Source organism: Vibrio sp. A1-b2, assembly GCF_021726015.1.
GTDB lineage: Bacteria > Pseudomonadota > Gammaproteobacteria > Enterobacterales > Vibrionaceae > Vibrio > Vibrio diazotrophicus.
In genome coordinates, this window is sequence record NZ_JAKKCI010000005.1 from 228,168 (window position 1) to 248,501 (window position 20,334).

General features: G+C 43.2%; 19 protein-coding genes and 1 other RNA gene. 9 read left to right on the forward strand and 11 right to left on the reverse strand.

Annotation, left to right across the window (positions count from 1 at the left end; translation table 11 throughout):
• Positions 1-28 precede the first annotated feature (28 nt).
• Complete coding sequence (rpoE, locus tag L3V23_RS13550) at positions 29-601, reverse strand: RNA polymerase sigma factor RpoE (protein ID WP_042484645.1); 573 nt, start codon at positions 599-601, stop codon at positions 29-31.
• A 425-nt stretch (positions 602-1,026) separates the two neighbouring features.
• Here rpoE and nadB point away from each other — a divergent pair, with 425 nt between their 5' ends.
• A complete protein-coding gene (gene nadB, locus L3V23_RS13555) occupies positions 1,027-2,640 on the forward strand; it encodes an L-aspartate oxidase (RefSeq protein WP_102954061.1) in 1,614 nt (537 codons plus the stop codon).
• 412 nt (positions 2,641-3,052) lie between these two features.
• On the opposite strand, the gene L3V23_RS13560 is transcribed toward nadB, so the two are convergent.
• A complete protein-coding gene (locus tag L3V23_RS13560) occupies positions 3,053-3,313 on the reverse strand; it encodes a succinate dehydrogenase assembly factor 2 (protein WP_042484651.1) in 261 nt (86 codons plus the stop codon).
• A 165-nt stretch (positions 3,314-3,478) separates the two neighbouring features.
• Between L3V23_RS13560 and ygfZ the strand changes: the two genes are divergently transcribed.
• The 3 genes from ygfZ to L3V23_RS13575 all read left to right on the forward strand — a co-directional run bounded on the left by ygfZ (position 3,479) and on the right by L3V23_RS13575 (position 5,699).
• Positions 3,479-4,453 (forward strand): tRNA-modifying protein YgfZ, encoded by a 975-nt coding sequence (ygfZ, locus tag L3V23_RS13565; protein ID WP_102966178.1) that lies wholly within the window; start codon positions 3,479-3,481, stop codon positions 4,451-4,453.
• Positions 4,443-4,925, forward strand: coding sequence for a YbaK/EbsC family protein (locus L3V23_RS13570; RefSeq protein ID WP_102966177.1), 483 nt, complete (start codon positions 4,443-4,445; stop codon positions 4,923-4,925). Before ygfZ ends, L3V23_RS13570 begins: the two co-directional genes overlap by 11 nt.
• Before the next feature lie 567 nt (positions 4,926-5,492).
• On the forward strand, positions 5,493-5,699 hold the full coding sequence (locus tag L3V23_RS13575) for a DUF1107 domain-containing protein (RefSeq protein ID WP_042484665.1): 207 nt from the start codon (positions 5,493-5,495) through the stop codon (positions 5,697-5,699).
• Between the two features lie 87 nt (positions 5,700-5,786).
• Here L3V23_RS13575 and L3V23_RS13580 read toward each other — a convergent pair whose 3' ends face one another.
• Genes L3V23_RS13580 through L3V23_RS13590 form a run of 3 tightly spaced genes read right to left on the reverse strand, consistent with a single transcriptional unit; the run spans position 5,787 to position 8,799 of the window.
• Entirely contained in the window at positions 5,787-7,016 is a 1,230-nt protein-coding gene (locus L3V23_RS13580) for an FAD-dependent 2-octaprenylphenol hydroxylase (protein WP_102966176.1), read from the reverse strand.
• 11 nt (positions 7,017-7,027) lie between these two features.
• On the reverse strand, positions 7,028-8,212 hold the full coding sequence (gene ubiH, locus L3V23_RS13585) for a 2-octaprenyl-6-methoxyphenyl hydroxylase (RefSeq protein ID WP_102966175.1): 1,185 nt from the start codon (positions 8,210-8,212) through the stop codon (positions 7,028-7,030).
• Positions 8,213-8,223: 11 nt separating this feature from the next.
• Entirely contained in the window at positions 8,224-8,799 is a 576-nt protein-coding gene (locus L3V23_RS13590) for a YecA family protein (protein ID WP_102964611.1), read from the reverse strand.
• A 241-nt stretch (positions 8,800-9,040) separates the two neighbouring features.
• Here L3V23_RS13590 and zapA point away from each other — a divergent pair, with 241 nt between their 5' ends.
• The 5 genes from zapA (at position 9,041) to serA (ending at position 12,585) form a co-directional block, all read left to right on the forward strand.
• Entirely contained in the window at positions 9,041-9,349 is a 309-nt protein-coding gene (gene zapA, locus L3V23_RS13595) for a cell division protein ZapA (RefSeq protein ID WP_042484675.1), read from the forward strand.
• A 19-nt stretch (positions 9,350-9,368) separates the two neighbouring features.
• A non-coding RNA gene (gene ssrS, locus L3V23_RS13600) (6S RNA) lies at positions 9,369-9,552 on the forward strand.
• A gap of 2 nt (positions 9,553-9,554) precedes the next feature.
• Positions 9,555-10,139, forward strand: coding sequence for a 5-formyltetrahydrofolate cyclo-ligase (locus L3V23_RS13605; protein ID WP_237292417.1), 585 nt, complete (start codon positions 9,555-9,557; stop codon positions 10,137-10,139).
• 309 nt (positions 10,140-10,448) lie between these two features.
• Entirely contained in the window at positions 10,449-11,105 is a 657-nt protein-coding gene (gene rpiA / locus L3V23_RS13610) for a ribose-5-phosphate isomerase RpiA (protein ID WP_102954054.1), read from the forward strand.
• Between the two features lie 250 nt (positions 11,106-11,355).
• The gene (gene serA, locus L3V23_RS13615) at positions 11,356-12,585 is read left to right on the forward strand and encodes a phosphoglycerate dehydrogenase (protein WP_042484681.1); all 1,230 of its coding nucleotides are present in this window, start codon (positions 11,356-11,358) and stop codon (positions 12,583-12,585) included.
• Between the two features lie 119 nt (positions 12,586-12,704).
• Here serA and ilvN read toward each other — a convergent pair whose 3' ends face one another.
• The 6 genes from ilvN to L3V23_RS13645 all read right to left on the reverse strand — a co-directional run bounded on the left by ilvN (position 12,705) and on the right by L3V23_RS13645 (position 20,279).
• Positions 12,705-13,199, reverse strand: a complete 495-nt coding sequence (gene ilvN, locus L3V23_RS13620) for an acetolactate synthase small subunit (RefSeq protein WP_042484685.1) — start codon at positions 13,197-13,199, stop codon at positions 12,705-12,707.
• A gap of 1 nt (position 13,200) precedes the next feature.
• Positions 13,201-14,922, reverse strand: coding sequence for an acetolactate synthase 3 large subunit (locus tag L3V23_RS13625; RefSeq protein WP_102966173.1), 1,722 nt, complete (start codon positions 14,920-14,922; stop codon positions 13,201-13,203).
• A gap of 433 nt (positions 14,923-15,355) precedes the next feature.
• A complete protein-coding gene (locus L3V23_RS13630; RefSeq protein WP_102966172.1) occupies positions 15,356-17,158 on the reverse strand; it encodes a long-chain fatty acid--CoA ligase in 1,803 nt (600 codons plus the stop codon).
• 196 nt (positions 17,159-17,354) lie between these two features.
• A complete protein-coding gene (gene leuO, locus L3V23_RS13635; RefSeq protein ID WP_102954051.1) occupies positions 17,355-18,314 on the reverse strand; it encodes a transcriptional regulator LeuO in 960 nt (319 codons plus the stop codon).
• Between the two features lie 388 nt (positions 18,315-18,702).
• The gene (locus tag L3V23_RS13640) at positions 18,703-19,749 is read right to left on the reverse strand and encodes an MJ1255/VC2487 family glycosyltransferase (RefSeq protein WP_102966171.1); all 1,047 of its coding nucleotides are present in this window, start codon (positions 19,747-19,749) and stop codon (positions 18,703-18,705) included.
• Positions 19,746-20,279 (reverse strand): phosphatase PAP2 family protein, encoded by a 534-nt coding sequence (locus L3V23_RS13645; RefSeq protein WP_102954049.1) that lies wholly within the window; start codon positions 20,277-20,279, stop codon positions 19,746-19,748. Before L3V23_RS13645 ends, L3V23_RS13640 begins: the two co-directional genes overlap by 4 nt.
• Positions 20,280-20,334 lie beyond the last annotated feature (55 nt).

The following is a 20,334-nucleotide window of genomic DNA, read 5'->3' on the forward strand; positions in this document are numbered from 1 at the left end:
AATTACTGGGGTCTTACTGGTTCCAACGCTACAAAAGAGATTTGATTCTCTTTTCTACCGCCTCACGAGCACGGAATATACGAGAACGTACCGTACCAACAGGGCAATCCATAATTTCAGCAATGTCTTCATAACTTAAGCCTTCCAGCTCTCGTAAAGTCATTGCTGTTTTTAAATCCTCAGGCAACGCGTCTATCGCACTAAACACTGCCTTCTTCAGTTCTTTCGACAGCGTAATGTTCTCAGGGTTCGATATTTCTTTTAACGCATTGTTTGTTTCGTAAAATTCAGCTTCTTCAGCATCAACATCGGTGGCTGGAGGCCTACGCCCTTGGGCTACGATGTGATTTTTCGCGGTATTGACAGCAATACGATATAGCCAAGTGTAGAACGCACTTTCACCTCTAAAGGTTGGTATAGCGCGATAAGCCTTAATAAAAGCCTCTTGTGCTACATCAGCAACATCTCCTGAATTGCTCACGTACCTAGAAATAAGATTGCAGACTTTATTTTGATATTTCAAAACTAAAAGATTAAATGCTTGCTTATCTCCATTCTGAACTCGCTCAATCAATACTTGATCGGTTAGCTGCTCGTTCATTCGAGCGGTTACTCCTATTGTTATCTCCCTTACCTTCTCAGATATGGGCTTTAATTATCCAGAATGTAGTATTGACACCACTGTTTACATGAGCACTATTGTGACTCAGTAAAAAAGATAAAGTTCAATTATGTGTTAATTTAATTGCCAAACATAATGCACAATGTGATGTAATCGAGGTTTGTAACCCCGAAACGATTTTGCGGATACAAATCTATAAAAACAATAGCTTTTAAAAACTATTATTTTTTAAACACATTATAAATGCGGGACTCACGTAGCTCGGTTTCCTAATTGCTTGATTCATCTTATAGTTTAGTCATTGGTATGACGCTCTTTTTCAATCAGGCTCATCAAATCAGCAAGTGAAAAATTTCAATATAGAGTAGGACGATTCTACTATAGTTCGGGAATTTAAAAGTTTTATGAACGAAAACCGAGAGCATCAATGTGATGTATTAGTGATAGGGAGCGGTGCAGCTGGCTTGTCGTTAGCTTTGCGTATCGCAAAACATTGCAAAGTCATCGTACTGAGTAAAGGACCTCGTAGTGAAGGTGCAACTTTCTACGCTCAAGGTGGCATAGCCGCTGTATTTGATGAATCTGACAGTATTGATTCTCATGTTCAGGATACGCTCATCGCTGGCGATGGTATCTGTGAGGAAAAGACCGTTCGCTTTATCGCTGAACATGCAAAAGAGTGTGTGCAGTGGCTGATCGACGGTGGTGTACCATTCGATAAAGAAGAAGACAGTGATGACGACGATGACAACCCTCGTTATCACTTAACCCGTGAAGGCGGCCATAGCCACCGTCGAATCCTTCATGCTGCTGATGCAACCGGTATGGCAATGCAAACTTCATTGCAGGACAATGCACACCAACATCCAAACATCTCTATTTTTGAACGCTACAACGCGTTAGATCTGATTACCGAAGACAAAGTCGGTGGCGATAAAAATAAAGTCATTGGTGCGTATGTTTGGAACCGTAATGAAGAACACGTTGAAAGCATTCGTGCAAAATACGTGGTTCTTGCAACTGGTGGTTCTTCGAAAGTTTATCAATATACCTCAAATCCTGATGTTTCTTCCGGTGATGGTGTTGCTATCGCTTGGCGTGCAGGCTGCCGCGTGGCGAACTTGGAATTTAACCAGTTCCACCCAACCTGTTTGTACCACCCTGAGGCTCGCAACTTTCTGTTAACGGAAGCACTTCGTGGCGAAGGAGCTTACCTGCGTCGTCCAGATGGTTCTCGTTTTATGCTTGATTTTGATGAGCGTGCAGAGCTGGCACCACGTGATGTGGTGGCTCGAGCTATCGACTTTGAAATGAAACGCCTAGGTGCAGACTGTATGTATCTCGACATCAGCCATAAGCCTTCGGATTTTATTGAAAAACACTTCCCGACTATTTATCGCCGTCTGATGGATTTGGGTATTGATATCACCAAAGAGCCAATTCCAATTGTCCCGGCTGCGCACTACACCTGTGGTGGTGTCATGGTAAACCAACAAGGTCAAACTGACCTCAAACACCTCTATGCAATTGGTGAAGTTAGCTATACCGGTCTGCATGGTGCAAACCGCATGGCTTCAAACTCACTGTTGGAATGTGTGGTTTATGCTTGGTCTGCGGCGAAAGATATTGTTAAAAACATTAAGAATATCGACATGCCACCATCGGTTCCTGTTTGGGATGAGAGCCAAGTAACCAGCTCTGACGAGGAAGTTGTGATCCAGCATAACTGGCACGAACTGCGTCTGTTTATGTGGGATTACATGGGTATTGTGCGCACAGATAAACGTTTAGAGCGAGCACTACGCCGCATCCAGTTGCTACAACAAGAAACGCAGGAATACTACAGCAACTTCCGAGTTTCCAACAACTTGCTTGAACTGCGTAACCTATTGCAGGTGGCTGAACTGATGGTGCGCTGCGCAATGCAACGTAAAGAAAGTCGCGGATTGCATTACACCTTGGATTACCCAGACCAGTTAGAAAATAGTGGCCCGACAATTCTTTCGCCAAAAGAGTAACCATTCTTTAAGCAAAAGCACCATGTCTAAAATCGAAAACAGGAGCTAAGGCTCCTGTTTTCTTTTCAATCTCACCAATAACTGACGGTAAGTCACTTCCTCGCAACTGTCTCTCCACAGCAACCAATGTTTTCCTCTGGCGTGAAAAGATAAGAAAGCAAAAGAATGAAGATCGCTGACTGACAGGAAAGACTGTTTTTGATTATTCATTTTTAAATAGCCATCAAAACCAATCTCAACAGAACCGTGTAAAGAATCTGGCAGAAAAGTGCTCAACGGGCGCAATATGAAAAGAGATAATAACCACGCAGAGGCGGTAAGAGGAATGGCAGAAACAATGACTGCCCATATCAACACCATGAAAAAAATGGCTGCGAATACTTGGGCAGTATAGGAATAGCAGAGTTCTAGCTTAACGGACTTTGCTGAGGTTATGAGCGACAATTTGATCAACGATAGCTGCGTGCCCTAAGTTTTCAGAGCGACCATGTCCCATAATCCAAGTAAACAAATCTGGGTCATCACATTCCAACAAAGAGACAAAATCCTTCTGCTCAGATTCAGTTAAGGAGTCAAAGCACTCTTCAAAAAATGGCATAATAACGACGTCCAGTTCCAACATACCACGACGACATGCCCATTTAATTCGAGCTTTTTCTTCAGCGTTATACATCTACCTTTCTCACTTTATAGTTATTTGGGCTAACAAACGGTAATTTTGCTAAGTCTACCAACAGACAGAAAAATCAACTAGGGTCTCAATCACAGTCCCAATCAAGCTGACAAAAAAACTTATCCGGATTACCATAGATCAATATCGTTCACTATGGTGAGTATCATGGATTGGAAAAACACTTTCTCTCCCCTATCTGTCAATGCTGATGACGCTTTGCCTGAGCTCATGCTCACACATCTAGCATCTTGGGGCGCTATTCAAATTGTAGGTACAGATGCTAAGTCTTACTTGCAAGGCCAAGTTACCTGTAACGTGGTTTCTCTGGAAGCTGAACAAATGACTTTCGGCGCACATTGCGACGCAAAAGGAAAAGTCTGGTCTGTCTTTCGCATTTTCCACCATAACGGTGGTTATACAATGTTTCAGCCGCTTTCATCTATCGACGTAGAACTGCGCGAACTTAAGAAATATGCAATTTTCTCCAAAGCAGAGATAACCCACAGCAGCGATATTGCTCTGGGTTTAATGGGTGCACAAGCCCAAGCTTGGATTGATTCTCATAGCGAAACTCGTGGCGATGTTCGCTCTATCGAAGGCGGAAGTGCTGTAAAAATTGATTCGCAACGCTGGCTACTATTGGTTGATAGCGAGCAAGCAGAAAAGATCATCAATGGTATTGAAGCCGCTAAAGTTAATGAAGCGCTCTGGACACGATTTGAAATAGAGCAAGCTTACCCTGTGGTAACACAAGCCGAGCAAAATGAGCACATTCCTCAAGCACTCAACCTTCAAGCGCTAAATGGCATCAGCTTTAGCAAAGGTTGCTATACAGGCCAAGAAACAGTGGCTCGTGCCAAGTATCGTGGTATTAACAAGCGTGCAATGTATATCGTCAAAGGCAACATAGAATCGCCATTGAACAGTGATGACGTCGTTCAGTTGGAACGTTCAGTCGGTGAAAACTGGCGTTCAGCAGGCCAACTTATGGTTCATTACACATTTGCTAATAACACAGCGATTGGTTTAGTCGTACTGCCAAACAATTTAGATGAAGACACAGAATTCAGACTGTCTTCGCAACCGGACACTCGCTGGACCATCGAAGCGCTTCCTTATTCATTAAACGATGACGAATAAAGTTAGCGAGACAAAACTCACTCAATTCCTTGAGCAGCAGCAAGTGGCTTTCCGCTTGCTGCATCATCAAACACCCGCGACCACCATTGAAGATGCGGCAAATCAGCGTGGTATCACGCCAAATCAAATGGTTAAGTGCATCCTGCTTAGAGATATGGGCGGTCAACTGGCTCTAGCTTGTGCTCCAGGAGACAAGAGTGTTGATCCGAAAAAAGTTAGAACCTTTCTGCAATGGCGACGCATGACGTGCGTAAATATGAAAGATGTCGAATCAATCACCGGATACCAAATTGGAACAGTGACTCCTCTTTTGCTTAAAACGTCAATGCCCGTCATTTTTGATCATCAAATTCTTGAACAACCTATAGTCACCATTAGTAGCGGCTCCTCAATGGCTGGTATAGCCCTTCAAACTCACGACCTGATTCAGCTTTGTCGCCCGAGCTTTGCACACATTCAGCGCGAAGAATGAACTAAATTGATGCAATGCATTACAATTTAAAGCGATCAAAATCACACAAATAAAAATCACCAACTGAATTTTTACTCATTTAAGATCAATAAATAGTCATTTATAAAATTTTAAAGTAATCTCCAACCGTTGGTTAAAGCTCATTCAGAATGTGTGATTCTGGGTACCCTTCACCAACAAAAAAGTGAATCCACTGATTGTTTCAGGACATCCACTTTTTGTGTAATGCATCTGTGACTTTTGCCCGCACATCTTTGCGGGCACTTTTTTACCTAAAGCTGGCACGAATTTCGCATTTATATTGAATAAGGGAATGTAAATTGGATTATTCTTTTTAGTGTCACATTCATCTGGCTCAATAAGCACGCCAGAAAATCTTGAGTTCAATTGATAATTTTCATTTGAGGTCCTGGTCACACAAATAAGGATATTTATCCAAAATTTTGCATAGAACCACACATTAATATAAATACGTCAGCAAAAACTGCATAAAGCACCATTGGAGTCACACTTACTTTATGACGGTTTTAATATAATTAAGGTGCTGAACAACGTAAGGATCGAAGTATGAGACTGTTTAAGCGCTACATGCCTGGAATGATTGCTAAACATGTTAGTCGTCTTTTTAAGGGAAGAATTTATATCTACGGAATTGGAACATTCGAATTTGATAACGGTAAGTTGATTTTGCCAGAACGCGCTGAGCATCGACATTTTCAGACCGTGAAAGAAGTGAATCTAGAAATCAAAAAATTGCGCTGTGCGTACGCTTAAGTCGAATGAGTTTCTGATCAAATTTAAAGAAGGGTTGGCAATTGCCAACCCTTTAACGTTTCTGACTTATCGGACTCATAAAGAGTTTTAAATCATAGGTTGAGCGTTATTTACTTTGGCTAAATCAGGCAAGTTGCCTTTTAATCCAAGCGCACGCTTCATGATTTCATCTTTGGCACCCGGTAACTGACCCGCTAAACGCATACCTATACCGCGGATCAACTTCTTGGCTGGATTATTCCCTTCAAATAAGTCCTTGAATCCTTGCATAGCTGCAATCATTTTTGCGGCTTCAGCCTTACGCCAACGCTCATAACTGCGTAGATTGCGCTTGCTACCAATATCTTCACCGCGATTCCAAAGCTCAATGACCTCTTGCGCTAAACTGGCGGCATCGAGGAAGCCTAGATTCACGCCTTGGCCTGCCAGCGGATGAATAGTGTGCGCAGCATCGCCAACTAAAGCCACTCGTTCTGCAACGAAATCTCGTGCATAGCGCATCTTTAAAGGAAAAGCGGTTCGTTCACTGACAACTTTACACAGCCCAAGTCTCGAATCGAATTCTGCGGTCAGCGTTTTATTAAACTCACTATCGCCCATAGCGACCAACTGTTCAGCTCGGTTTGGATCAGTCGACCAAACAATAGAGCTCATATTCGGATCGCCAAGAGGCAGAAAAGCCAGTGGACCTAACGGTGTGAATACCTGACGAGCCACTTGCTGATGCGGCTTATGAGTGTGAACATTCGCCACGACAGCACTGTGTCCGTAATCCCAATGAGTTAATGGAATGTCCTGTTGCTTGCGAACCCAAGAGTTTGCGCCATCAGCGCCGACGACTAGCTTGGCCGTAAGTGTCTGTCCATTATTTAGGGTTAGCCACGCTTCGCTTTCTCCGATCGCCATTTTTTCACAACTTGCAGGCATAAATAGAGAAACGTTGTCTTGCAGCTTCACTTGGTCAAGTAATGCCAGTTGAATGACGCGGTTTTCGACGATATGACCTAAATCAGGTTGAGTGAGGCTGTTCGCATCAAACTCTATTCGAGCAAAACTGTCTTGTTCCCACACTTCCATAGCTTGATATGGCGAAACTCGTCGCATGGTAATCCCTTGCCACGCGCCTAAATTTCTTAGGATCACTTCACTTGAACGGCTTAAAGCAGACACTCGGGTATCAGGTTGCTCACCCAAACCTTCATGAGGAAGATTTCCTTCAATCACTGCAATTCTTAAATCGGTATGCTTAAAGGCCGCAGCTAAAGCTAGGCCAACCATTCCGCCACCGACAATTGCAATATCTACACTTCGCATCATTTTCGAGTACCTTATCGATTAACCACACCCAAGGTGCGGCGTAACAGCGGAGTTTTTAGCACCGGAATGTTATCCATCACTGCTAATCCTAAATTTCTTCCAATACGCAGAGTTAGCCAGTCATTCGAAAACAGGTGAACCAGACTGGAAGTTAGCGTAATCGTTGCCGCTCTGTCGTTGTCACGTCTGCGCTTAAATTTTGTCAAAAGTGCGTAACTTCCCACATCCTCAGCATGAACAATCTCTTCAGCCAAACTGGCAACATCACGGATACCAAGATTAAAACCTTGCCCAGCAATAGGATGAAGTGATTGAGCGGCATTCCCCACAATGGCAAAACGATGTGAAATATTTTGTTCTCGATATCTCAATAACAACGGATACGCGCTTCTTGCACCCGTTTTTTCAAGCTTACCTAAACGCCAACCAAACTCAGCTTGTAATTGATTGAGGAACACATCGTCATCATAAGCCATAACAGCTTGTGCTTGATCTGGCGGTAAACACCAAACTAACGACATTCGATTGTCACTCATAGGCAATAACGCTATCGGACCATGCGAGGTAAATCGCTCAAACGCACGACCTTGATGAGCTTCACTCGCAACCACATTGGCAATGATGGCTACCTGTTCAAAATCGTGTTCTTGCAGTGGTAATCCCACTTGTTCACAACAAGTGGACACCGCACCATCAGCCGCTACTAGTAGCTTAGCTTCTATTTGTTCACCATTAGATAAAATCGCTGTGACTTTATTGATGTTGCGCTCAATGCTTTGAATACTTTGCGGGCAATACAGAGTAATGCTGGATGTTTTCTCGATTTTCTCTGCATAGATTCGTCCAACATCAGCCAACTCAACCACATAGCCTAATGCGTTAACACCCACTTCTTCTTTCGTGATATCCGTCATTCCGGCATGGGAACGATCAGAGACATGAATATGCTCGATAGGTGTGGCTACAGACTGAAGCGATTCCCAAAGTCCAAAGCGTTGCAAGATTTGGACGGTTCCATAAGACAGAGCAATAGAACGAGCATCAAAACCGGGATGTTGCTGATGATCGGTTTGATACGGCTCAACAACCGCAACAGATAAGCGTCCTTGGCTCAATTGATGCAATGCCAGAGCCAGCGTCGCTCCAGCCATAGCACCACCAGCAATAATCACATCAAACGATTTTACTTGGCTCACAGTCCTTGTCCTTAGTGAATGGTCGGTGCTTTGTCTTGCTCTGGTTTAATCCCTAGCTCAGCATGCAGAAGCAGAGCACAAGCTTTAACGTGCTCCAGTACCTGTTCTAATAGGTGCGCTTGCTCTTCCAGATCATCGTCTTCATCAATGCCTAGCTTGGTAATTTCTTCAAGGTCTTCTAACGCTTCTTTTGCATCTGATGACGCTTTGTTCAGAGAAGCACCAGCTAAACCCAAACCTGAAATAAAGTGGTTTACCCAATCTGCCACTCCATCTGCAAAATCAAACAGCGCTTCTGGGCCATCACCAACCGGAAGAACAAGGCTCAACTCTAAAGTGGTGTCCGTCAACTCAGCATTGGTTGCCAATAAAAGCTGTTTTGCCATTTCAAGCGCTTTAATAGGCCAGCCCATACCATCGTTTGTGTAGTCGAAAATCAAAGGCTGCCAGCTATCATCTTTCAAACTTAATCCACCAGCTAACATGCCAGTCAATAAACCGTGCAGCTCAGCGGGATTTATGCCTAACGAAGCTGATTTCAGCTCGCCAGATAAAATGTCGTAAGTCGGAAATGTAATGTCGCTCATAACGGGCTCATAATTAGAAAAATAAGCCCAATCCTACCACTTCAACACTCATGCGAAAACGCTCAAGTTACCAATTGTGGCTAGCTTTTACGCAAATTGACTAAGAACTGAGTTTTCGTTACTCATTTTTGATAGATAATCGGGAAAAGCTTGAATCTTGAGAGCGCTTTACCTATAGTTTCCCCCACGATGATCACTTGAGAAGTATCATCTTTGGCGATATGAATAGAGTTCATTTATCATGAGTAATCAAGCGGTTGACGTTGAAATTTTAGGTAAAATGACACGGGTAAATTGCCCAGCGGGTCAGGAAGACTCTCTGATTAGTGCAGCCCAAGATCTAGACCGACGATTAAAAGAAATGGCTGACCGCACAAAAGTAACTAATGAAGTGAAGCTCTTAACTATTGCGGCGTTGAACATTTGCTATGAGTTGCAAACTTATCAGCAGCAAAACAATGGTCAACAGCAAGAAATCAGTGAACGCATGGAAAAGCTCACCGTTTCTCTAGAAGAAGCTCTCAATAAGGTGACACTGGAACGAATCTAGACGTCCGCCATCAAAAGTATTTACCCTGGGGTGTTTGTCAGTGGATTTAAGTCCCCGAGCCGATAAGCAATACCCAAGGATTAGTACTTAGTAGCTATTGAGCAAGCTTGGCTCGTACCGAGAAGCCTACGGTTACCATTGCTGATCCGCCTTGAACTAGCTGGTTCAAGGGCCACAATCTACAACGGCACTCTGGGGTTCCCTAATGTTGTATTCACGACAAGAACTAAGAACACTTATCCGCGAAAAACGTAATCAACTTGCCAGTGATGTTCAGTTTCAGGCAAGCCAAGATCTTATTGAGCGTTTTTCCACTCTGCCAGAAATGCAAACATGCCAGAGGATTGCTCTCTATCTCTCAACCGATGGTGAACTGGATACCCAACCGTTAATTGAATGGCTTTGGTCACAAGGTAAAAGTATTTACCTGCCTGTCTTGCACCCTTTTTCTGCTGGTCATTTACTGTTTCTGCATTATCAGCCTGAGACACCGATGACTTACAACAAATTTGGAATACTTGAGCCTAAACTCAATCAAACCCTAGTTTGTCCGGTCAAAGAACTGGATCTCATCTGTACGCCATTAGTTGCTTTTGACTCTCAAGGTCATCGATTAGGCATGGGCGGAGGCTATTACGACCGAACTCTCGAACCTTGGTTTACTACAGGTAAAGGTGCTTCTCCATTAGGTTTGGCCCATGATTGCCAACATGTAGAGCAACTGCCTACAGAAGAGTGGGATGTTCCTCTGCCAAAAATTGTTACTCCTAGCCAAATTTGGCATTGGTAAACTCCTTATTTACAACTTACAAGACCAAACATCACTGAAGTGACGTATACCCAAACTACTTGAAGTTGCAGGTAGGCGGCAAGTGAGTGAATCCCCATGAGCATAGATAACTATGTGATTGGGGTGAACGAACGTAGCCAACACCCCTGCAGCTTCAAGTAGGAAGGGTATAACTTCAATTATTCAGAAACCGAAGTACATCTCTCAATCTTTTGCGTATATAATCCCGCGCACGCTAACGTTTATATAAAACATACAGCTTTCACTTAGAAATCAAGTTTTCGCAAAAAATCGTCTCAGGAGATGGGCATGACTCAAGATGAAATGAAAAAAGCTGCCGGTTGGGCTGCACTTAAATATGTAGAAAAAGGCAGCATTGTCGGCGTTGGTACTGGTTCAACAGTGAATCACTTCATCGATGCTTTGGGTTCAATCAAAGATGATATTAAAGGTGCCGTATCAAGCTCTATCGCTTCAACTGAGAAGCTTAAAGGTTTAGGCATTGAAGTCTTCGATTGTAACGATGTTATGAGCCTAGATATCTATGTTGATGGTGCTGATGAAATCAACTCTCAACGTGAGATGATCAAAGGTGGTGGCGCTGCACTGACTCGTGAAAAAATTGTTGCCGCTATTGCAGATAAATTTGTTTGTATCGTTGATGGTACCAAAGCCGTTGATGTACTAGGTACATTCCCACTTCCAGTTGAAGTAATCCCGATGGCTCGTTCATACGTTGCTCGCGAACTGGTTAAACTTGGCGGCGATCCAGTTTACCGTCAAGGGGTTGTGACCGATAACGGTAACGTTATTCTTGACGTTCACGGACTACACATTACTCATGCTAAAGACCTAGAAGCTAAAATTAACGGTATCGCAGGTGTTGTAACCAACGGTCTGTTCGCTATTAGCGGAGCCGATGTGGTGATCACAGGTACTCCTGAAGGCGCAAAAATCGAAGAATAATTCTAAAAATCGAACAATTTTCGTTATTTGATTACAAACGGCACCTCTGGTGCCGTTTTTGTTGCTTTTCCATTAAGAAAATTATTCCTTATTCCGTAATTTTCTTACCCAATCACAAAAAAATTTGATAACTTAATGGTCAGAACAAACGCAACGAAAACGTTTGCTTTTTTAATTTAGATTAATAATTGTGTAGTTCGCTTGATGTTTCACGCATCATCCCTCCCTTTCCATTTTAAGGACGAGAATAATGGCCAAAGTTTCACTGGAAAAAGAAAAAATTAAGATACTACTCCTTGAAGGACTTCACCCATCTTCGGTAGAAGTTCTGCAAGCTGCTGGCTACACCAACATTGAATACCACAAGGGTTCGCTAGACGAAGAGCAATTGATTGAAGCTATCAAAGATGTTCATTTCATTGGTATTCGCTCCCGTACTAACCTAACAGAAAAAGTGATTAACGCTGCAGATAAACTGGTAGCGATTGGCTGTTTCTGTATTGGTACAAACCAAGTAGATCTTGATGCCGCTGCTGTGCGCGGTGTTCCAGTGTTCAACGCGCCATTCTCAAACACGCGTAGTGTTGCAGAACTTGTTCTGGGTGAAATCCTACTTCTATTACGTGGCATCCCTGAAAAGAATGCACTTGCGCACCGTGGTATTTGGAAGAAGAGCGCAGATAACTCATACGAAGCTCGTGGTAAAGCTCTAGGTATCATCGGTTATGGCCACATCGGTACTCAGCTAGGTATCATCGCTGAAAACTTAGGTATGCGCGTGTACTTCTACGATATCGAAAACAAGCTATCACTGGGTAATGCAACTCAAATTCACACCATGAGCGAACTACTGAATAAATGTGATGTTATTTCTCTTCATGTTCCTGAAACACCAGAAACAAAGAACATGATGGGTAAAGACGAATTTGACCGCATGAAGCCAGGTTCAATCTTCATTAACGCAGCACGTGGCACTGTTGTTGATATCCCTGCGCTATGTGATGCGATGGAATCTGGTCACCTAGCAGGTGCTGCTATCGACGTATTCCCAACAGAGCCAGGTTCAAACAAAGAAGCGTTTGAATCTCCGCTGATGAAATTTGATAACGTTATTCTGACTCCTCACGTGGGTGGTTCAACTCAGGAAGCACAAGAGAATATCGGTATTGAAGTTGCAGGCAAGCTAGCGAAATACTCAGACAACGGTTCTACGCTTTCAAGTGTTAACTTCCCTGAAGTTTCTCTACCAGAGCATCGTCAATGTTCACGTCTGCTGCACATTCACGAAAACCGCCCTGGTATTTTGACGCAAATTAACACCATTTTTGCATCAGAAGGCATCAACATCGCTGCTCAGTACCTACAAACAACCGGAAACATCGGTTATGTGGTTATTGACGTTGAAGCGGATCGCTCGTTAGAAGCACTGGATAAACTAAAAGGTATCGAAGGCACTATTCGCGCACGTATCCTTCACTAATCCTTCAGTGACTAAAACGGACCACCAGCTGAAACTTGTGGTTAAGTGATAGAAAAGAAAAAACCAGCCGATTGGCTGGTTTTTTAATTTAATGGATCTGCTGCTAAATTGAGAGGGGATTAGCTACGTAATGCTCGCTCACCACGTGCGATACCAACCACGCCACTACGGGCGACTTCAACCACCTCTGTCACTTCAGCCATTGCCTGAATAAAGGCATCAAGCTTTTCACTGGTTCCTGCAAGCTGAACCGTATACTGAGATGCTGTGACATCGACGATTTGACCACGGAAAATATCCGTTGTGCGGTTAACTTCGGTGCGAGCGAAACCTGTCGCTTTCACTTTAATAAGCATAAGTTCACGTTCGATGTGGTCACACTCTGTCACTTCCTGAACTTTCAGCACATCAATCAGCTTATGCAGTTGTTTCTGAATCTGCTCAAGCTGCATTTCTGTAGAGGTCGTGGTCAAGTTTAAACGAGATAAAGTGCCATCATCAGTTGGAGATACGTTCAAACTCTCTATGTTGTAGCCACGTTGAGAGAACAGACCAACAACGCGAGACAAAGCACCAGGTTGGTTTTCCATCAATATTGAAATAATGTGTCTCATCTTAGGTTCTCTCCGTTTTGCTCAACCACATTTTATCCATACCCTCGCCTTTGATTTGCATTGGGTAGACGTGTTCAGTTTCATCTACATTGATATCAACAAAAACCAATCTGTCTTTCATATCTAATGCTTTTTGCAGACCTGCTTCTAGCTCATCAGGTGTGTTGATGCGAATACCAACGTGACCATAAGCTTCTGCAATCGCTGCAAAATCCGGTACTGAACTCATGTAGGAGTTAGAGTGTCGCCCTTGATAAATAATGTCTTGCCACTGTTTTACCATGCCTAGGAAACGGTTATTCAGGTTAATGATTTTCACCGGAATATCGTATTGCAACGCCGTTGATAGCTCCTGAATATTCATCTGGATACTGCCATCACCTGTTACCACCACCACTTCTTCTTGTGGCATGGCAAACTTAACGCCCATACCTGCTGGTAGACCAAAGCCCATAGTGCCTAAGCCACCTGAGTTGATCCAACGACGTGGTTTATTAAACGGATAGTAAAGCGCTGCAAACATCTGATGCTGGCCAACGTCTGATGCAACATACGCATCACCATTGGTCAGTCTAAATAAGGTTTCAATGACTTGTTGAGGCTTAATGCGTTCGCTTGATGTTTCGTAAGACAAACATTTACGATCGCGCCACACTTGAATTTCGCTCCACCATTCATCAATGGCTTCTACATCATTACTGCCATCTTGCTCGCCAAGCAGTTGGAGCATAGTTTCCAAAACCTGATCTGCTGAGCCTACGATTGGTAGATCAACTTTAACGTTCTTGGAAATGGAAGACGGATCAATATCGATGTGCATGATCTTCGCATCCGGGCAATATTTCTCAAGATTGTTGGTAGTTCGATCGTCAAAACGAACACCCACACCGAAGATCAAATCTGAATTGTGCATAGCCATATTAGCTTCATACACACCGTGCATACCCAGCATACCTAGGGCATTCTTATGTGTTCCAGGGAACACGCCTAACCCCATAAGGGTGCTAACGACTGGCAAATTCAGTTTTTCTGCTAGCTGCTGCACTTGTTCGTGAGCACCAGCGATAGATGCACCACCACCCACGTAAAGCACTGGTTTTTTCGCTTCTAATAGTGCTTTTAACGCCTTCTTGATTTGCCCTTTGTGACCTGAAGTCGTCGGGTTATAAGAACGCATTTTAATCGATTCAGGGTAATGGTATGGAAGCTTAATCTGCGGATTCATTACATCTTTAGGTAGATCGATCACCACAGGACCAGGGCGGCCAGTCGATGCAATGTAAAACGCTTTCTTGATCGTTTCTGGAATATCTTCCGCTTTCTTCACTAAGAAGCTGTGCTTAACGATCGGGCGAGAAACACCAACGATGTCACACTCTTGGAAAGCATCATTACCGATCAAATTGGTTGCCACGTTACCAGAGATTACGATCATCGGGATCGAATCCATGTATGCCGTTGCGATGCCAGTAACTGTATTTGTTGCACCAGGGCCAGAGCACACTAACACAACACCCGGTTTACCCGTAGCACGTGCATAGCCGTCAGCCATGTGAGTTGCAGCTTGTTCATGACGAACAAGAACATGCTTTATTTTTTCGGTTTTTTCGTGGAGGGCGTCGTAGATATCAAGAACGGAACCACCTGGGTAGCCAAAAATTTGTTCTACGCCTTCTTCGATCAGAGACTGAACGACCATCTCTGCGCCGGATAACATTGCCATATTTTCTCCTTACCAGAATCCGATTAACGCGGTCGGTTAATTGGTCTGGTTATACATAGTCTAGGGCTTATTCGTAGCCTAATTCGAAAACTTTCCGCTTTCAGCTATGTCCCGCTTTTGTCATAACAAAAGCTAAGGTAACGCAACAACTTTAACCCTTTCTTAGCATTAGGTCTAACCACTAATTTGATGCAATCTCGGCGATATATTGCAGAAGCTTATTCAACAAGTATCAACGATTACCGCAAAGCACCGACACAGAGGATAGTGTTATAACGACCATAAAAAACGGAACAAAATATTAACAGGTGTTGGGCAATAAACTGCGCTGCGCTACCCTCCTCTTTCTGCCACATATAAAAAATCCCCAGTAAGAGAAAATCTCACTGGGGATCGATGTTTATTATCAGTGTTTAAAAAACGGTAGCAATAACTACTTTTTCTTTTCCTGATACATCTCTTCAATCTCATCTTGATATCGAGAGTTGATCACCTTACGGCGCAGCTTTTGCGTCGGAGTTAACTCACCTTCATCCATAGAGAATGCTTTAGGTAGCAGCTTGAATTTTTTCACCTGTTCAAACTTCGCTAAACCATGTTGAAGTTCATTAATACGTTTTTCAAACATCTCTAACACTTCACTGTTTTTTAGCAGTTCCAAACGGTCGTGATATTTGATATTCAGCTCTTTAGCATGTTCTTCTAACGCATCAAAACAAGGAACAATCAGCGCCGACACAAATTTACGTGTATCTGCAATAACGGCAATTTGTTCGATGAAGTGATCTTTACCGATCGCGCCTTCAATAACCTGAGGAGCAATATATTTACCACCTGAAGTTTTCATTAGTTCTTTGATGCGATCGGTAATAAACAGGTTGCCATGCTCATCGATATGACCAGCATCGCCAGTTTTTAAGAAGCCGTGTTCATCAAATGTCTTCGCTGTCTCTTCTGGCATTTTGTAGTAGCCGCGCATCACCATTGGACCACGAACTAAAATTTCGTTGTTTTCGCCAATCTTAACCTGAGCCCCAGGCATAGACAGACCAATAGAATCAGGATTGAAGCATTTGTCATCCCAACAAGAAACCGTCGCGGTTGTTTCGGTCATACCGTAGCCAAGTTTTACATTGATTCCGATGGCATGGAAAAATCGGCCAATGGTTTCATCTAACTTCGCTCCACCACATGGCATAAAATTGATGCGCCCGCCTAATAATCCTCTCAATTTAGACAGAACCGCTTTATCCGCGATGCCGTAGCATTGAGTAAGCAACCAAGACGGTTTACGGTGCTCTTGATGACATACCGCCATCTTCGCGCCCATGTTCACAGACCAAGTAAACATCACTTTGCGAATGAAAGAAGCTCTAGCCACTTTTTCATGGATAGCAGAGAAAATCTTCTCGTAGAAACGAGGAACCGCACACATTACTGTCGGACGAACTTCACTCAATGCTTCACGAACGTGAGAAACATCATGCAGGTAACAGTTGGTCGCACCTTTATAAAGCACGTAGAAAGTCCAAGCTCGCTCAAACACGTGAGAAAGCGGAAGGAAACACAAGGAAACATCGTCTTGAGTTAAGTTAAGACGCTGATCGTGTCCCTCTAACTGTGAACCGATATTACGGTAATCAAGCATGACACCTTTTGGCTGACCGGTTGTACCAGAGGTATAGATTAAGGTAATCAGATCTTCAAAATTGGCTTGAGCAACGCGAGTTTCCAGCTCTTCACGATCAGACTCTTGCCCCATCGCGATAAATTGTGACCAACGAATGGCATGTTCAAAACCTTTCAGGTCAATGCTGTCGTCCATAGCAACGACAAGCTGAAGTTGTTCACATTGTTCGAAAATGTCTAAAGCGATATCGTATTGTGGCTGCTCACCAACAAAGAGAATTTTGACATCTGCATCTTGTAAGATGTAAGCAGACTGATCGGCGGTATTGGTCGGGTAAATAGGGACAGTCACCGCTCTCAATTGCAATGCTGCAAAATCCGCAATGGTCCATTGAGGAATATTGTTGGAGAAAATACCAACCTTATCCTGAACGCCAATATGTTGAGAAAGAAGCGCTAACGATAACGCATCCATCTGCTGCCCAAATTGCGTCCAACTAATGCTTTTCCATGCATCCCCTAGTTTGTGTTTCAGGGCACTACGATCACCGTTGTGAGAGACTTGCTCACGAATACGTTTAACGATATGAAAATCTAAATTAGTCATCTATCTACCTATAGCTTACACCTGTAAGCTTAATCGAGCGCACAAGTGTACCGATTGAACTACAAAAGGCAACTGACAAACATCAAACTTATGGATAATTTTAGACATAACGAACAATAAAAAAGCCTTGAGTTGGTCTCCCCTCCCAAGGCTTTTCTTAACGTCCTGTTTTAAATAGTTAACGTGCAATCACGTCTTATTTGCGAGCAATCACTTCGCGGCAAATCATCATCAATTGGTCTCGTAACCAAATGTGACCACGGTCTTTTTCACTCGACTCATGCCAGCTTAAGTAGCCACTGATTTTTGCGTTATCAAACGGAAAATCTAGGATTTGTAGCATGTCAGCATTTGCAACGTTTTCTACCATCCAGCGCGGAGCAACAGTGACAAGCTCAGACTGACCAACCACGTACAATACGTTGCTTAAACTCGTGCCTTCGTAACTTGAAGAGCAGTATAGCTCTTGATAAGCCTGCTCTGAAAAACTACGTTGGCCGTGGATTTTTGATAGTTTAGCGTGCTTCTCTTGCATCAGTTCATCGCGAGTGACTCGACCTTGAATGCGTGGGTGAGATTTTGCTGCGACAACCACTAACTCATCTTGGAAAAGCTCTGTGCTTGAGAACCCCTGACCATCGAAATGCGCATAGTCGATAACAAAATCAGTGTCTTGATAACGCATACGCTCCGCCAACATGCGGTCAAATTCTGCGTCTAAGTGCAATTGAATACTTGGCGCGATTTCATGAATGGTTTCCATGATCTTCGGTGCAAAACGAATATCACACGGGCTGCAAATAGCCAGTTTGAATAAGCGACTTGATGTTTCTGGCGCAAATACAGAACTTGGTAACTCATTACGGATAAGTTGAAGAGCTTGGCGAATTGGACCAAACAACTGACGAGCACGTTGTGTAGGCTGAATACCGCGACCTTGGCGCATGAACAGTTCGTCATTAAACATCACTTTAAGACGAGCAACCGCATTACTTACCGCAGGCTGCGACATACCAAGATTATGAGCTGCACGAGTAATATTTTGCTCTTGCATTACAGCATCAAAAACCGTCAGTAGGTTTAAATCGACACCACGTAAAACGCTTTCCATACGATAACTAGAAATGGCTCCCATGCCGCCGTTTTTATCTAACATTCGCTATACCTCTAAATTAATCTACCCAATCAAATATCAAACATTCGTAAGCGAATAGATAACCTGTACTTTTATTATTGGTTGTTTGGATATTTTCAAGCTGGCTCAACTATGATTCATTCGTTTGCCGAATAGCAATAGCATTAAGGAAAAGTCAGATTTTTTGATGCCAAAAAGAGGAATAAACCTACAAAACACGAGCTTTATCAAGCTCTCTCGTAAGTATAAAAAAAGATAAAAACCGACGTCTGAACGAGAGGATATTAAATATAAAAACATTGATATTAACTATATTTAATTCCAATCATTTGGATAAATACAGTACCGAGAATTAAAAATTGCAGCGTATTCGCTGCAATTTTTAATTTTAATATCTAGCGGCTAGGTATTAATTAACCGAGGCATAACTTGGAAAATCAACTTGTTGCCATAAACCATCACACAAAGCTTGTTGATTAGCCCAATTACCTTGCAAAACCCATTCAACAATTGCTTGGGCAACATTCGGGTAAATGACCCTTTCAGCCTGTTTTTCATCTAGCCATTTACTCACAGCCGATACGTCTAGAAAATCCATAGCAGACGCCAGACCTAGCGTTTCCAAAGTAGCGACATTACTCTGCTGTTCAAACTGGCCAATCAAAGGCTTCAATAGCAGTTTTTTACCTAATGTAAGAGCTTCAGAAGGCAGCTCAAAACCTCCATTGGCAATCACACCATCACAGCGATGAAGATGGTATTGAAAACTGCTGTGGCATAAAGGTCTTAACTCGACATTTTCCACCGTCTCCGGCTCAATAACTTGAGGGTGATAACAGATGAAAGATTTGTTCACGAAGCGGAATAACAGTTCACACACTTGGTCAACATCTTCAAAAGGCAGGTAAACCAAAATGAAGTCTTGGTTGAGCATGTCTTGCGCTGTGGTATGAACAATCGGTGGCAGTATCGGTTGGTCAAAATGATACCAATGTAGACCTAAGTTATAGTTTGCTGGCGCAAAACGCTGCATGATCTGCTTATCTAGCCAGCTTGCACCTTTTAACGGTACTGGGTAGCGAAATGCATTTTGATGGCTGATACCAATCACATCTTTCTTCTGCCGTTTCGCTGCCCATGCAGACACGGGTTCAAAATCATTCAGAATCAGATCATAACCCGATAGATCCAATGTACGGATTTCATTCATTAATTGCATAGGGCTATTGTTCAGCGCTGTTTGGAGATAGTTTACCCGTCCTTGTTCAAACACAAAGGTTAAACCACGACGAACTTGGTAGTTGCCGAAACTCTCCATAGAGAAAAACTTTTGCGCTTCGCGACCAGAAAACAAAAAATCGACTTTCGCGTCAGTATGTTTGAAAGCTTCACTCATTGCCCGAGCGCGAGCGATATGCCCATTTCCGGTACCTTGAACACCATACAGAATCTTCAAAAATTCATCTCCAACAACTGCATTGAAATCGTTGCACAGCTAGCTCCAAGAATGGCGCCAATAATCACATCCGTTAAAAAATGGACGCCAAGCAAAATTCTCGCACTGCCAATGAGTGCCGCCCACATAAAGGCAACTTCATAACCATCTGGATAGAACTGACCTATCAAGGTCGCCATCACAAATGCCGCAGCAGTATGGCCTGAAGGCAAGCTATAACGATCAGAAGGAGTAATAAAAGCAGTTAATACCGGCGAGAGTTCTTGAGGACGTCGGCGTTGGAAGCTGTTTTTTAGCAGCCAATACAGCGGTAATTCGATAGCAAACGCCACTAAACCCGCCGCTAAGAAATTTGAGCCATGGCTACCACCAATCGCCCAAGCTAATACACCAAATAGAGCATATAAATGTCCATCTCCGGTATGAGAGACCGCTTTACTGATCCTCGCGACTGGCTGATTGAATCTATGCTGCAGGCAAAGCATCGAAAAAGCTAAATCAAACTTTGCAATGGGCTTGATGGTTTTCATGGCATCCCCTTACTTTCAATTGAAAATGCTTCAAATAGAAATGTTCCTACCTCCA